The sequence below is a fragment of the Streptomyces sp. SN-593 genome (assembly GCF_016756395.1).
In the GTDB taxonomy this organism is placed as follows: Bacteria; Actinomycetota; Actinomycetes; order Streptomycetales; family Streptomycetaceae; genus Actinacidiphila; species Actinacidiphila reveromycinica.
This window is the reverse complement of record NZ_AP018365.1, coordinates 4976964-4989321: the sequence shown is the minus strand read 5'-3', so window position 1 is coordinate 4989321 and position 12358 is coordinate 4976964. Positions and strand designations below refer to the sequence as shown.

The window sequence follows — 12358 nt, the reverse complement described above, 5'->3', positions numbered from 1 at the left end:
CCGCCTCTACGCTTCCGCTCGCAGGTCGAGGCCGATGTCGAGGATCGGGGAGGAGTGGGTGAGCGCGCCGACCGCCAGGAAGTCGACCCCGGTGTCGGCGTAGGCGCGCGCGTTGTCCAGCGTGAGCCGGCCCGAGGACTCCAGCAGCGCCCGGCCGCCGACGACCGCGACCGCCTCCGCGGTCTCGGCGGGGGTGAAGTTGTCCAGCAGGATCAGGTCGGCGCCGGCGTCGAGCACCTCGCGGACCTGGTGCAGGGTGTCCACCTCGACCTCGATCGGCACCTCGGGGAACTCGGCGCGGACCAGCTTGAAGGCGGCCGCGACACCCCCCGCGGCGACCACGTGGTTGTCCTTGACCAGGGCCGCGTCCGACAGCGACATCCGGTGGTTGGCGCCGCCCCCGCAGCGCACCGCGTACTTCTCCAGCGCGCGCAGCCCCGGGGTGGTCTTGCGGGTGTCGCGCACCTTCGCCCCGGTGCCCTCCAGGGCGTCGGCCCAGGCGCGGGTCGCCGTGGCGATGCCGGACAGCCGGCACAGCAGGTTCAGCGCGCTGCGCTCGGCGGTGAGCAGGTCCCGGGTGCGGGTGCGCACCGTCAGCAGCTTCTGCCCGGCCGCGACCCGGTCGCCGTCCTCGACGTGCCGCTCCACCTCGAACTCGTCGGTGCACACCACCGACAGCACCGCCTCGGCGACCCGCAGCCCCGCCACGGTGCCGGCCTCGCGCGCGGTGAAGTCCCCGGTGGAGAAGACGTCCTCGGGCACGGTCGCCACCGTGGTGACGTCCACGCCCTGGTCGAGGTCCTCCTCGATCGCCATGTGCGCGATGTCCTCGACCTGTACGGGGTCCAGGCCGGCGTCCACGATCAGCGCCGCGAGGTCCGGGTCGAGGCCGCACTCCAGCGGGTCGAGGTCGTACGGGTCGGGGGCGTCGCCGCAGCCGCAGCCGTCACCGCAGCCGCCGCCCGCGGACTCGGCGGGCGGGCCGAGCGTCGGCAGCGGAAGGGCGACGGGCTGGGGCCGGTCAGGGACATCGGGGGGTGTCACGGAAGCTCCTTCGTGTGCTGCGTGTGCTGCGTGCCTTGTCGCCTGCGGTGCCGCGTCCACTGCTCGCGCGTGCCGCCGTCTCCCGCGGCCGGTCCGCGCCGCCGTGCGCCGCGGCGCCGACCTCTCACGGCCGTGGCCGCCGCGGTGCGGCGGCGGCCCCATCATCCCCGATCCCGGCGGCGGGGGTGACCGCCGGCCGCCCGCCGGGGCGGGTGGAGGGCAGCGCGGGGCCGTCGGTGGCGCGCACGTCCAGGGTGCCGTGCGGGGTGAGCCGCACCACCAGGTGGCGGCGCCAGTCCCGGTCGTCGCGGTCGGGCCGGTCCTCCCGCCAGTGGCAGCCGCGGGTCTCCTCGCGGCGCCGGGCCGCGGCCACCAGCACCCGGGCCACCAGGCCCAGGTTGGTCGCCTCCCACGTCTCCACGCACGGCTCGGCGGTCTTGCCGTCCCGCTCGTGCGCCTCCACGGCCGCGGTGTGCAGCCGCTCCAGCGCGCCCGCGGCCGTCGCGAGACTCTCCGCGCTGCGCAGCACCCCGGCGCCGGCGGTCATGATCCGCTGCACCTCGTAGCGCGCCTCGGAGGCGAGCAGCGGGGCGCCCGACGGGGCCGGCGGCACCGGCTCGCCCGGCGCCGGCTCCGTGTCCGCCACCACGTCGGCGGCGATCCGCTCGGCGAAGACCAGCCCCTCCAGCAGGGAGTTCGAGGCGAGCCGGTTCGCGCCGTGGACACCGGTGCAGGCGACTTCCCCGCAGGCGTACAGGCCCGGCACGGTGGTCCGCCCGCGCAGGTCGGTGCGCACCCCGCCGGAGGCGTAGTGGGCGGCCGGTGCGACCGGGATCGGCTCGGTGACCGGGTCGATGCCGTGCGCGCGGCAGGCGGCCAGGATGGTCGGAAACCGCTCGGCCCACATCCGCGCGCCGAAGTGCCGCGCGTCGAGGTACATGTGCGCGGCGCCGGTCTCCCGCATCCGGCGCATGATGCCCTTGGCGACGACGTCGCGCGGCGCCAGTTCGGCGAGTTCGTGCTGCCCGACCATGAAGCGCACGCCGTCGGCGTCGACCAGGTGCGCGCCCTCGCCGCGGACCGCCTCGGACACCAGCGGCTGCTGGCCCTCGGCGTCCGGGCCCAGCCACAGCACGGTCGGGTGGAACTGCACGAACTCCAGGTCGCTCACCTCGGCGCCGGCCCGCAGCGCCAGCGCCACGCCGTCGCCGGTGGACACCGCCGGGTTGGTGGTCGCGGAGAAGACCTGGCCCATGCCGCCGGTCGCCAGCACCACGGCGCGCGAGCGCACCGACCCCACTCCGTCGCGGGCGCCCTCGCCCATCACGTGCAGCGTGACGCCGGCGGTACGGCCGCCGGCGTCGGTGAGCAGGTCGAGCACGAGGGCGTTCTCCACGAACTCGATGCTCCCCGCGCCCGCGCCGGTTCCCGACGCGCTTCCCGCCGAGGTCCCGGTCGCGGTCTCGGTCCCGGTCGCGGTCTCGGTCCCGGTCGCGGCCGGCGTCCCGGTCCCGGCGTCGGAGGCGTCCTCGTCCTCCTGCGGGACGTGCCCGCCGGCGTCCACCACCGCGGCGATCAGCGCGCGGGAGACCTCGGCGCCGGTCGCGTCGCCGCCCGCGTGGGCGATGCGGCGGCGGTGGTGCCCGCCCTCGCGGGTGAGCAGGATCGACCCGGCCTCGTCGGTGTCGAAGTGGGCGCCGGTCGCGATGAGCCGGCGGACCGCGTCCGGGCCCTCGGTGACCAGGAGGCGCACCGCGTCCTCGTCGCACAGGCCGGCGCCGGCCACCAGGGTGTCGTCCAGGTGCTGCGCCGGGGTGTCGCCCTCGCCGAGCGCGGCGGCGATCCCGCCCTGGGCCCAGCGGGTGGAGCCGTCGTCCAGGTGCGCCTTGGTCACCACGACGACCTTCGCGCCGGCCGCGGCGCAGCGCAGCGCCACGGTCAGCCCGGCCACGCCGGAGCCGACCACGACCACGTCGGCGCCCAGCGACCAGCCGGGGGCCGGGGCGTGCAGGCGTATGCCGGGGAGGTCGGCGGGGCCGGGCGAACCGGCGGGTGAGGTGGTCATTCGGGGGCTCCGAACTCCAGGGGGAGGTTGTCGATCAGCCGGGTGCCGCCGACCTTGGCGGCGACGGCGAGCACGGCCGGGCCGGTGTGGTCCGGCGCGGCCGCGGTGAAGGTGGCGGGGTCGACCAGCGCCAGGTAGTCGAGGCCGACCGGCGGCTCGGCCGAGGCGGCGGCGTCCAGCACGGCGCTGGCCGCGTCGAGCACCGCCCCCGGCCCGCCCGCGGCGGCGTCGCGGCCGGCGAACAGCGCGCGGGACAGCGCCCGGGCCGAGACCCGGTCCGCGTCCGACAGGTAGCGGTTGCGGCTGGACAGCGCCACGCCGTCGTCCTCGCGGACGGTCGGCACGGCGACGATGTCGACCGGGAAGTTCAGGTCGGTGGCCATCCGGCGGACCAGTGCGAGCTGCTGCGCGTCCTTCTGCCCGAAGAACGCGGCCGTGCGGGCCGCCCCGGGCACGGGGGGAAGCGGGTTGGTCAGGTGCAGCAGCTTGGCGACGACGGTGAGCATCCCGTCGAAGTGACCGGGCCGGGACGCGCCCTCGAAGCCCTCCCCCATCGGGCCGGCCGCCAGGCGCACCTGTGGCGGGCCGCCCGGGTACACCTCGTCGGCGCCGGGCGCGAAGACGAGGTCGGCGCCCGCCGCCTCGGCGAGCTTCACGTCCGCCTCCAGGGTGCGCGGGTAGCGGTCGAGGTCCTCGTTGGGGCCGAACTGGAGCGGGTTGACGAAGACGGTGACGGTCACGACGCCGCTGCCGGCGTGCGCGCGGGCGGCGCGGATCAGGGCGGCGTGGCCGTCGTGGAGCGCGCCCATGGTCATGACCACGGCCGTGGCGGGGGCCAGGTCGCGCGCGCGGTGGACGAGTCGGGTCATCGGGTCCCCCCGTCGGCGAGGGCGCCGAGCAGCGCCTCCGCGTATTCGGCCTTGAGCATTCCGTTGGCGAGCGCGCGGTCCGCGGTCGCACGGGCCATCGCCACGTAGGACGCGACGTCCTCCGGCGCGCGGGCGCGCAGCTCGGCCAGGTGGGCGGCGACCGTGCCGGCGTCGCCGCGGGCCACCGGACCGGTGAGGGCGGCGTCGCCGGAGCGCAGCGCGTTGTCGAGCGCTGCCCCGAGCAGCGGGCCGAGCATCCGGCCCGGCTCCTGCACGCCCGCCTGCCGCAGCAGGTCCATCGCCTGGGCGACGAGCGTGACCAGGTGGTTCGCGCCGATCGCGAGGGCCGCGTGGTACAGCGGGCGGGCGGACTCCTCGATCCACTCGGGCTCACCGCCCATCTCGATGACCAGCGCCTCGGCGGCCGTGCGCAGCTCCCCGGGGGCGGTGACGCCGAAGCAGCAGCCGGCCAGGCGCTGCACGTCCACGGGCGTGCCGGTGAAGGTCATCGCGGGGTGCAGCGCGAGCGGCAGCGCCCCGGCGCGCAGCGCGGGCTCCAGCACGTCGGTGCCGTAGCGGCCCGACGCGTGCACCAGCAACTGGCCGGGCCGTACGGCGCCGGTCTCGGCGAGGCCGCGCACCAGCGCGGGCAGGGCGTCGTCGGGGACCGTGAGCAGCACCAGGTCCGCCTGGGCCAGCACCGCGGCGGGCTCCACCAGCGGGACGCCCGGGAGCAGCGCCTCCGCGCGGCGCCGCGACGCGTCCGACACGCCGCTGGCGGCCACCGGGCGGTGCCCCGACAGCGCGAGCGCGGCGGCCAGCACCGGGCCGACGCGGCCCGCACCCACCACCCCCACCGTGAGCCTCGCGGGTTTCTCCTCCACCACGCCTCCCAGCCTCGGCGACCCCTTCTCGTCAACCTTACGCGAACGTCTTCCCCGTGACCCCCCGGGTGCCCCGTCCCGCCGGCCCCGGGGCCACCTGCCCGGTGGGGCCGGTTGCGCCGCTCCCCGGGGCCCCGCGGGGGGCGCCCGGAGGGCCCGGGGGCGGCGGAGCACAATCTGGGGATGGAAACGACGGATCAGCTACGAGCCCGGCGGCGCGCCGCCGTCGCGGCGTGTTCACGCGTCCTGGTGGACGGCCACGACCGCACCCTGCGGGAGTGGTCCGCCCTGCTCGCCGAGGACGCCGAGGCGGCGGGCGTGGATCTGGACGCGCCCGCGGACCTGTACGGCGACGGCGTCGTGGCGGAGTTGGAGACGCGGGTCGCCGCACTGCTCGGCACCGGGGCCGCCGCGTTCTTCCCGACCGGCACCATGGCCCAGCAGGTGGCCCTGCGCACCTGGGCGGGCCGGACCGGGAACCCCACGGTCGCCCTGCACCCGCTGGCGCATCCCGAGATGTACGAGCGGGACGCGCTGCGGACGGTGACCGGACTGCGCACGGTGCACCCGACGCGGGCCGGACGGCTGCCGGACGCGGCCGAGGTCGCCGACCTCGACGAGCCGTTCGGCACGCTGATGCTCGAACTGCCCCTGCGTGAAGCCGGGTTCGTGCTGCCGACCTGGGACGAGCTGGCCGCGACGGTGGCCGCCGCCCGTGAGCGTGACGCGGTCGTGCACTTCGACGGCGCCCGGCTGTGGGAGTGCACGCCGCACTTCGGCCGGGACCTGCCGGAGATCGCCGGGCTCGCCGACAGCGTGTACGTGAGCTTCTACAAGTCCCTCGGCGGCCTGTCGGGCGCCGCGCTCGCCGGCCCGGCGGACTTCGTGGCGGAGGCGAAGGCCTGGCGGCACCGGTACGGCGGCCAGATCGCGCACCAGTTCCCGGCGGCGCTGTCCGCGCTGGCCGCCCTGGAACGGGTGCTGCCGCGGCTGCCGCGCTACGTCGAGCACGCCCGGACCGTGGCCCGGGCCCTGCGCGAGGGACTGGCGGACGCGGGGGTCACGCTGCCGCTGACGCACCCGGCCGAACCGCACACCCACCAGTTCCAGTTGTGGCTGCCGTATCCCGCGGCGGCCCTGGACGACGCCGGGCTGCGGATGGCGGAGGAGACCGGCACCAGCCTCTTCGGCCTGCGCCGCTTCACCGAGCCCGGGCCGCCCGGACTGTCGATGACCGAGGTCACCGTGGCCGAACCCGCCCTCGCCTGGACGGAGTCCGACGTCCGGGCCGCCGCGGCGGAGTTCGCCGCCCGCCTGGGCTGAGCCGGGACCGGCGCCGGACACGCCTGCCGCGCGCCGGGCGCCGGGCCGGCGCCGTACGACCCCCGTGACCGTACGGTGCGCGGCCGGGTCAGCCGGCCACCTTGATCAGCAGCTTGCCGGTGCTCGTCCGCGACTCGACCAGGACGTGTGCCCGCGCCGCCTCCTCAAGGGTGAACTCGGCGCTGACCGGCAGCTCCACCCCGCCCTCGGTGACGGTGTGGAACGCCCGGTCGGCTATGTCGCGCAGCAGCTCCGGATCCGAGGCGGCCAGCCCGAGGATGGAGAAGCCGCCCACCGTCAGGGCGGTCGGCATGACGTCGGCGGGGCCGACCTGCCACGGCTCGTCGCCGCTGGCGTTGCCGAAGGAGACCAGCCGGCCGAACCGCGCGACCACCGCCTTCGTACGGCTGAAGGTCTCGCCGCCGACCGGGTCGAGGGCGATGTCCACGCCGCGGCCGCCGGTCGCCGCCAGCACCTCCCGGTCGAAGGTGTCGGTCGTGAACACCTGGTCGTAGCCGGACTTGAGGGCGTGCTCGGCCTTGTCCAGGCTGGAGACGACCCCGAAGACCGCGCTGGCGCCGCCGGCCCGGGCGAGCTGGCCGGCGACCGTGCCGACCCCGCCGGCCGCGCCCTGCACCAGGACGGTGTCGCCCTCGCGGAGCCGGGCCACCTCGTGCAGCAGGCCGTAGGCGGTCGGCAGCACGCTGGGCAGGGTGGCGGCGGTGCGCAGGTCGATGCCCGCGGGCACCGCGAAGACCGCGGCGGCCGGCGCCTCCACCACGTCGGCGTAGCCGCCGCCGTCGAGGAAGGCCGCGACCTCCTGCCCGGGGGTGAGGCCGCTGACGCCCTCGCCGACCTCGCGGACCAGTCCGGAGACCTCCAGGCCGGGACGGAACGGCAGTTCGGGCACCCGGTAGCCGATCGAACGGGCCAGTATGTCGGCGAAGTTGATCCCCGCGTAGGCGACGTCGACGGTGATCCGGCCCGGGCCGGGGCGGGGTTCGGGCACGTCGGCGAGGGTCAGTACCTCCGGTCCGCCGAACTCCTCGAAGACGATGGCGCGCATGTGGTGCTCCCCCTAGCTCTCCGGCCACCGCGCCGAGGTGATGCCGGCGCGGCGCCGGTGGTCGGTCCTCCGCCGGTTCGGGTGTGCCGGCGGGCCTGTCGGTCGTTACGCATTCTGCCCTGGGAACTCCCTTGTGCAGCCGCGTTGTTCCCGACCTTCACCGGAAGATCACCGGGCGGCGCCGCCACCGCCGGCGCGCACCAGCCCGGACTCGTAGGCGAGCACCACCGCCTGGACCCGGTCGCGCAGTTCGAGCTTGGTGAGGATGCGGCCGACGTGCGTCTTGACGGTCGCCTCGGACAGCACCAGCTTCCTGGCGATCTCGCCGTTGGACAGGCCCTGGGCGACCAGCAGCAGGACCTCGCGCTCGCGGTCGGTGAGGCGGTCGATCGCGGTGGGGCCGGCGGCGGCCTCGGCGGCGTTGGGCAGCATCGGGGTGAAGCGGTCCAGCAGCCGGCGGGTGGTGCTCGGGGCGACCACCGCGTCGCCGCTGTGCACCGCCCTGATCGCGGTCAGCAACTCGTCGGGCGGGACGTCCTTGAGCATGAAGCCGCTGGCGCCGGCCTTGAGGGCGGTGAAGGCGTACTCGTCGAGGTCGAAGGTGGTCAGGATCAGCACGCGGGGCGCGCCCGACTCGGCGCCGGAGGCGCCCTGGGCGGCGCCGCGGTCCGCGCTGCGGTCGCCGCCGCAGATCCGGCGGGTGGCCTCCACCCCGTCCATGCGCGGCATCCGCACGTCCATCAGCACCACGTCGACCCGGGTGTGCCGCAGCACGTCCAGCGCCTCGGCGCCGTCGCCCGCCTCGGCCACGACCTCCATGTCCGGCTGGGCGGCGAGCACCATCCGGAAGCCGGTGCGCAGCAGCGCCTGGTCGTCAACGAGCATGACGCGGATCGCCATCGGTCGGGTCCTTTCGGGGGCGGGTGCGCGGTCGTCGCGGAGTTCGGGGGGCGGAGGTCGGAGATCGGAGGTCGGCGGACTTCGGGGCCGGCAGGCGCGGGGGCAATCGTCCGGGGTCGGCGGCTCGGAAGGGGTCGGAGGATCGGAAGGGGTCGGAGGATCGGCGGGCCTCCCCGGGGCCCGAGAAGGCCGTCAGGGGGCGCCGGAGGGCGCGGCGGCGGCTCGGTGGGAGTCCGGGGCCGGGAGGGCGGCGCGAGCGGTGTACCGGGGCTCCAGGGCGCCTGCCGGGCCGGCCCGGCGCGTCATCCCGCGCCGCGCAGCGGGAGCACCGCGCTGATCCGGAAACCGCCGCCCGGGCGCGGCCCCGCGGTGAGGGTGCCGCCGACCATGCCGATGCGCTCGCGCATGCCGATGAGCCCCTGCCCCAGGCCGTCCCGGCCGCCCTGCGCGTACAGCTCCTGCCGCGCGCCCCGGCCGTCGTCCTCGATGAGCAGGTCGAGCGCGGCGTCGCCGAAGCCGAGCAGCACGCTGGCGCTGGCCCCGTCGCCGCCGTGCTTGCGCACGTTGGTGAGCGCTTCCTGCACGATGCGGTAGGCGGTCAGCTCGACCCCGCTGGACAGCGGGCGGGCCTGCCCGGCCACCTCGAAGCGCACCGGCAGTCCGGCGCCGCGCACCTGGTCGATGAGGTCGGCGAGCTGGTCCACCCCGGGCTGGGGGACGTACTCGCCGCCCGCGTCGTCGCCGGCGCGCAGCAGCCCGAGCAGCCGGCGCATCTCGGCGAGCGCCTGCCGCCCGGTGGTCGAGATGGTGGTGAGCGCCTGCTTGGCCTGGTCCGGCGCGCCGTCCAGCACGTACGCCGCGCCGTCGGCCTGTACGACCATCACCGACACGTTGTGCGCCACCACGTCGTGCAGCTCGCGGGCGATCCGGGCCCGCTCGGCGGCCACCGCGGCCTTCGACTGGGCCTCGCGCTCCCGGTGCAGCCGCGCGGCCCGCTCCTCCAGCTCGGCGTAGTACGCCCGCCGGGTGCGCAGGCGGTCGCCGATCACCCAGGACAGCGCGTAGATCACGGTGAGGAAGAAGGTCTGGAGGAGGGTCGTCCACACCGTGGAGTACTCGCTGTGCGGGGGCCAGCGGAGCATCGACGCCGGGGCCGCGGCCAGGCCGCCGACCAGGGCGAGCCGGGAGGACCAGCGGGCCCCGTTCGACGCGCAGGTGTAGATGATCACCAGGAAGGCGAGGTTGCCCGGGTTGGGCTGCACGTCCAGGGCGAGCTGGAGCAGGCCGACGGCGACCGCGACGAGCAGCAGGCGCTCCGGGGCCCTGCGGCGCAGCGCGACCACCGCGGCCAGGGCGACCGACAGCGGGACGGCGACGATCTGCTGCGGCCGGGGGAGCGAGTCGTCCACGGTGATCCACAGCGCGCACGACACCAGCAGGACGGCAGCCCAGAAGCTGTCGACCCACGTCGGGTGTCGGCGGAAGAAGTCGTAGACGCGCTGCACATAACCCAGCGTAGGCACGGCAACCCGTCGCGGGGTCAGCCCGCAGAGCGATCCCCGCTACTCCGCAAGGTGGACATCCGGTCGGGGTGCCCGGCCCCTGGGGGCACCCCTCGTCCCGGTGGCGGCCGTCGCGCGTCAGGGGGTGGCCCGGGGCGTGCGCGCCGGGCCGGCCCGCGTCAGCCCGCGCGGCGGTGGTTGGGGCGGGAGGTGGCGCGGGAGCGCTTCTCGACGTACATCCGCTGGTCGGCCGAGTGGAGGACCTCCTCCGCGGTCATGCCGCAGCCGGCCCATCCGATGCCGAAGGACGCGCCGACCCGGACGGCGCGGCCGTCCACGCGGATCGGCGGGATGATCGCGTTGCGCAGCCGTACCGTGAGGTCCGACGCGTCGGCGGGGGCGAGCCCGTCCGCGAGGACGACGAACTCGTCGCCGCCGAGCCTGGCAACGGTGTCACCGTCGCGCACCGCCCCGGTCAGGCGCCGCGCCACCTCGATGAGGACGGCGTCGCCGGTGTGGTGCCCGAACCGGTCGTTGATGGACTTGAAGCCGTCGAGGTCGCAGAAGAGCACCGCGAGCCCCTTGCCGGCCCCCTCCTCGTCGGACTCGTCGGGCGCGACGGTGTGGACGTGGGAGTCGAAGGAGAGCGGCGCTGCCAGGTCGTCCGGCCCGTAGCCGTAGCTGAAGGCGAAGCCGTCGCCGCCCTCGGGTTCGGCGGGCAGCCCGGAGGCGCCGGCGGCACCGCGTTCCTGGGGCTGCGCGCACAGCCGGGCGGACAGCCGGGAGCGCAGCTCGGCGCTGTTGGGCAGGCCGGTCAGCGAGTCGTGGCTGGCCCGGTGGGCGAGCTGGAGCTCGCGGCTCTTGCGCTCCTCGATGTCCTCGACGTGGGTGAGCAGGAAGCGCGGGCCGTCGGTCGTGTCGGCGACCACGGAGTTGCGCAGGCTCACCCAGACGTAGCTGCCGTCGCGCCGCGCGAGCCGCAGCTCGGCCCGGCCGCCCTCGGCGGAGGTGCGCAGCAGCACGCCGACGTCCTCGGGGTGCACCAGGTCGGAGAAGGAGTAGCGGCGCATGACGGACGCGGAGCGGCCCAGCAGGCGGCACAGCGCGTCGTTGGCACGCAGCAGCTTGCCGTGCTGGTCGCCGCCCATCTCGGCGATGGCCATGCCGCTGGGCGCGTACTCGAAGGCCTGCCGGAAGCTCTCCTCGCTGGCCCGCAGCGCCTGCTGGTCGCGCTCCAGCCGGACCAGGGCGCGCTGCATGTTCGCCCTCAGCCGGGCGTTGCTGATCGCGATGCCGGACTGGAAGGCGTACATCTGCAGGGCCTCGCAGCCCCAGGGCCCGGGGTGGCGGCCGCTGGTGGGGCGGTCGACGGATATCACCCCGATCAGCTCGCTGCCGACCGCCTGGGAGGCGTACATGGGCGCGTACAGCCGGTCGCCGGGGTGCCACTCGTCGGGGAAGCGCGGCAGCGGGCCCTCGGTGTGCCACTGCGGCACGTCGTCGTCGACGAGCACCCAGCCCTCGGTGTGCGGGATGAAGCGCAGGGTCCCCCACTGCTCGCCCATGGTCAGCCGGCGGTCCCACGAGGTGCGCGAGCCGACCCGCCCGGACAGCAGCGCCTCCCCCGCGGCGCTCCCGGCGAACGCGGCCACCACGAGGTCTCCGTCCGGCCGGACCAGGTTCACCGCGGCCAGTTCGTACCCCAGCCCGCGGACCACGCCGTCGGCGACGGCCTGGAGCGCGTCCGCGAGGCTGCGCGCGGTGTTGAGGTCCGCCACGACCTGGTGGAGCTGACGCAGGGTCGCGAGACGGACATACGGCTCCGACTCGGTGTCCATGCCTAGCGCCCTCCCCACGGGTCGGATGGCAACTCCAGCGAGGTTTCCCATACCCCGGTCGCCGTAGCGACCGCGCCGTAATTCACAGTCTTCCAATTACAACGCAACTGAATCACAGCGAGCTGTGCAGCCGGTACACAGGGTCAACAATTCATACCGCTTGTGACTCAAGTCACACCTCCGGGTGCGCAGTTGGACACGGACCGTGGGCCGGCGGACCTAGGTCCCGCTACCCGCGCGGCATCGGACCGCAGCCCGACGCGGCCGCGCGGCACCGCCCCGTACCGTTGGGAGACGTGCTTCGAACTCCGCCCGGACGGCATCCTGGGACCACCATGGGTCAGACCGCCAGCATCGACGACTTCCGCGCCGCCCTGACACGCCTGTCCGCGGGCGTCGTCCTCGTCACCGCGCACGACCCCGAGGACGGGCCGCGCGGCGAGGACGTCGGCATGACCGCGACGGCGTTCATGTCCGTGTCGCTCGAACCCCCGCTGGTGCTCGTCAGCGTGCGGGTCGGCTCCCGGATGGAGGAACTCCTCGACCGGCAGCCGCGGTGGGCGGTGTCGGTGCTCAGCGAGAGCCAGCGGCACATCGCCGGGCGGTTCGCGATGCGCGGCAGGATCAGCGACCGGCTGCTCTTCGAGGACGTGTCCTACTACCGCGGCGAGGCGTCCGGCGCCCCCGTCCTCGGCGGCGCCCTGGCGATACTCGAGTGCGAGACCGAGCAGAGCGTGGTCGCCGGCGACCACGTGCTCGCGATCGGCAGGGTGATGACCGCGCGCACCCCGAGCGCCGAGGGCGGCCCGCTCACGTACTTCCGCGGCCGGTACCGCTACCTCGCGTGAGCGCGGCCGGACGCCGGGC

At 75.7% G+C, this 12358-nt stretch carries 10 protein-coding genes; 2 read left to right on the top strand and 8 right to left on the bottom strand.

Annotated features, from left to right (window positions below; translation table 11 throughout):
- Positions 1-6: 6 nt before the first annotated feature.
- The 4 genes from nadC to RVR_RS21040 form a co-directional block, all read right to left on the bottom strand.
- Positions 7-1044, bottom strand: a complete 1038-nt coding sequence (nadC, locus tag RVR_RS21055) for a carboxylating nicotinate-nucleotide diphosphorylase (RefSeq protein ID WP_202235336.1) — start codon at positions 1042-1044, stop codon at positions 7-9.
- A gap of 124 nt (positions 1045-1168) precedes the next feature.
- Complete coding sequence (locus RVR_RS21050) at positions 1169-3109, bottom strand: L-aspartate oxidase (RefSeq protein WP_202235335.1); 1941 nt, start codon at positions 3107-3109, stop codon at positions 1169-1171.
- Positions 3106-3978, bottom strand: a complete 873-nt coding sequence (panC, locus tag RVR_RS21045; RefSeq protein WP_202235334.1) for a pantoate--beta-alanine ligase — start codon at positions 3976-3978, stop codon at positions 3106-3108. The genes RVR_RS21050 and panC overlap by 4 nt, the downstream gene beginning before the upstream one ends.
- On the bottom strand, positions 3975-4865 hold the full coding sequence (locus tag RVR_RS21040; protein WP_237404878.1) for a Rossmann-like and DUF2520 domain-containing protein: 891 nt from the start codon (positions 4863-4865) through the stop codon (positions 3975-3977). Before RVR_RS21040 ends, panC begins: the two co-directional genes overlap by 4 nt.
- 180 nt (positions 4866-5045) lie before the next feature.
- Here RVR_RS21040 and RVR_RS21035 point away from each other — a divergent pair, with 180 nt between their 5' ends.
- The gene (locus RVR_RS21035; RefSeq protein ID WP_202235333.1) at positions 5046-6185 is read left to right on the top strand and encodes a threonine aldolase family protein; all 1140 of its coding nucleotides are present in this window, start codon (positions 5046-5048) and stop codon (positions 6183-6185) included.
- A gap of 88 nt (positions 6186-6273) precedes the next feature.
- On the opposite strand, the gene RVR_RS21030 is transcribed toward RVR_RS21035, so the two are convergent.
- From RVR_RS21030 to cdgB, 4 genes are all read right to left on the bottom strand, one after another.
- Positions 6274-7251: a quinone oxidoreductase family protein gene (locus RVR_RS21030; RefSeq protein ID WP_202235332.1), complete on the bottom strand. Its 978-nt coding sequence runs from the start codon at positions 7249-7251 to the stop codon at positions 6274-6276.
- 168 nt (positions 7252-7419) lie between these two features.
- Positions 7420-8151 (bottom strand): response regulator, encoded by a 732-nt coding sequence (locus tag RVR_RS21025; RefSeq protein ID WP_202235331.1) that lies wholly within the window; start codon positions 8149-8151, stop codon positions 7420-7422.
- A 302-nt stretch (positions 8152-8453) separates the two neighbouring features.
- Positions 8454-9656, bottom strand: coding sequence for a sensor histidine kinase (locus RVR_RS21020; RefSeq protein ID WP_202235330.1), 1203 nt, complete (start codon positions 9654-9656; stop codon positions 8454-8456).
- Between the two features lie 176 nt (positions 9657-9832).
- Positions 9833-11491, bottom strand: coding sequence for a diguanylate cyclase CdgB (gene cdgB, locus RVR_RS21015; protein ID WP_202235329.1), 1659 nt, complete (start codon positions 11489-11491; stop codon positions 9833-9835).
- A 335-nt stretch (positions 11492-11826) separates the two neighbouring features.
- Here cdgB and RVR_RS21010 point away from each other — a divergent pair, with 335 nt between their 5' ends.
- Positions 11827-12339 (top strand): flavin reductase family protein, encoded by a 513-nt coding sequence (locus RVR_RS21010; protein WP_202235328.1) that lies wholly within the window; start codon positions 11827-11829, stop codon positions 12337-12339.
- The last annotated feature ends 19 nt before the right edge of the window (positions 12340-12358 follow it).

Excerpts from the sequence above, each read along its gene's own strand:
- RVR_RS21050 (WP_202235335.1), bottom strand. The coding sequence starts at position 3,109 with ATGACCACCTCACCCGCCGGTTCGCCCGGCCCCGCCGACCTCCCCGGC.
- panC (WP_202235334.1), bottom strand. The coding sequence starts at position 3,978 with ATGACCCGACTCGTCCACCGCGCGCGCGACCTGGCCCCCGCCACGGCC.
- RVR_RS21035 (WP_202235333.1), top strand. The coding sequence starts at position 5,046 with ATGGAAACGACGGATCAGCTACGAGCCCGGCGGCGCGCCGCCGTCGCG.
- RVR_RS21030 (WP_202235332.1), bottom strand. The coding sequence starts at position 7,251 with ATGCGCGCCATCGTCTTCGAGGAGTTCGGCGGACCGGAGGTACTGACC.
- RVR_RS21025 (WP_202235331.1), bottom strand. The coding sequence starts at position 8,151 with ATGGCGATCCGCGTCATGCTCGTTGACGACCAGGCGCTGCTGCGCACC.
- cdgB (WP_202235329.1), bottom strand. The coding sequence starts at position 11,491 with ATGGACACCGAGTCGGAGCCGTATGTCCGTCTCGCGACCCTGCGTCAG.
- RVR_RS21010 (WP_202235328.1), top strand. The coding sequence starts at position 11,827 with ATGGGTCAGACCGCCAGCATCGACGACTTCCGCGCCGCCCTGACACGC.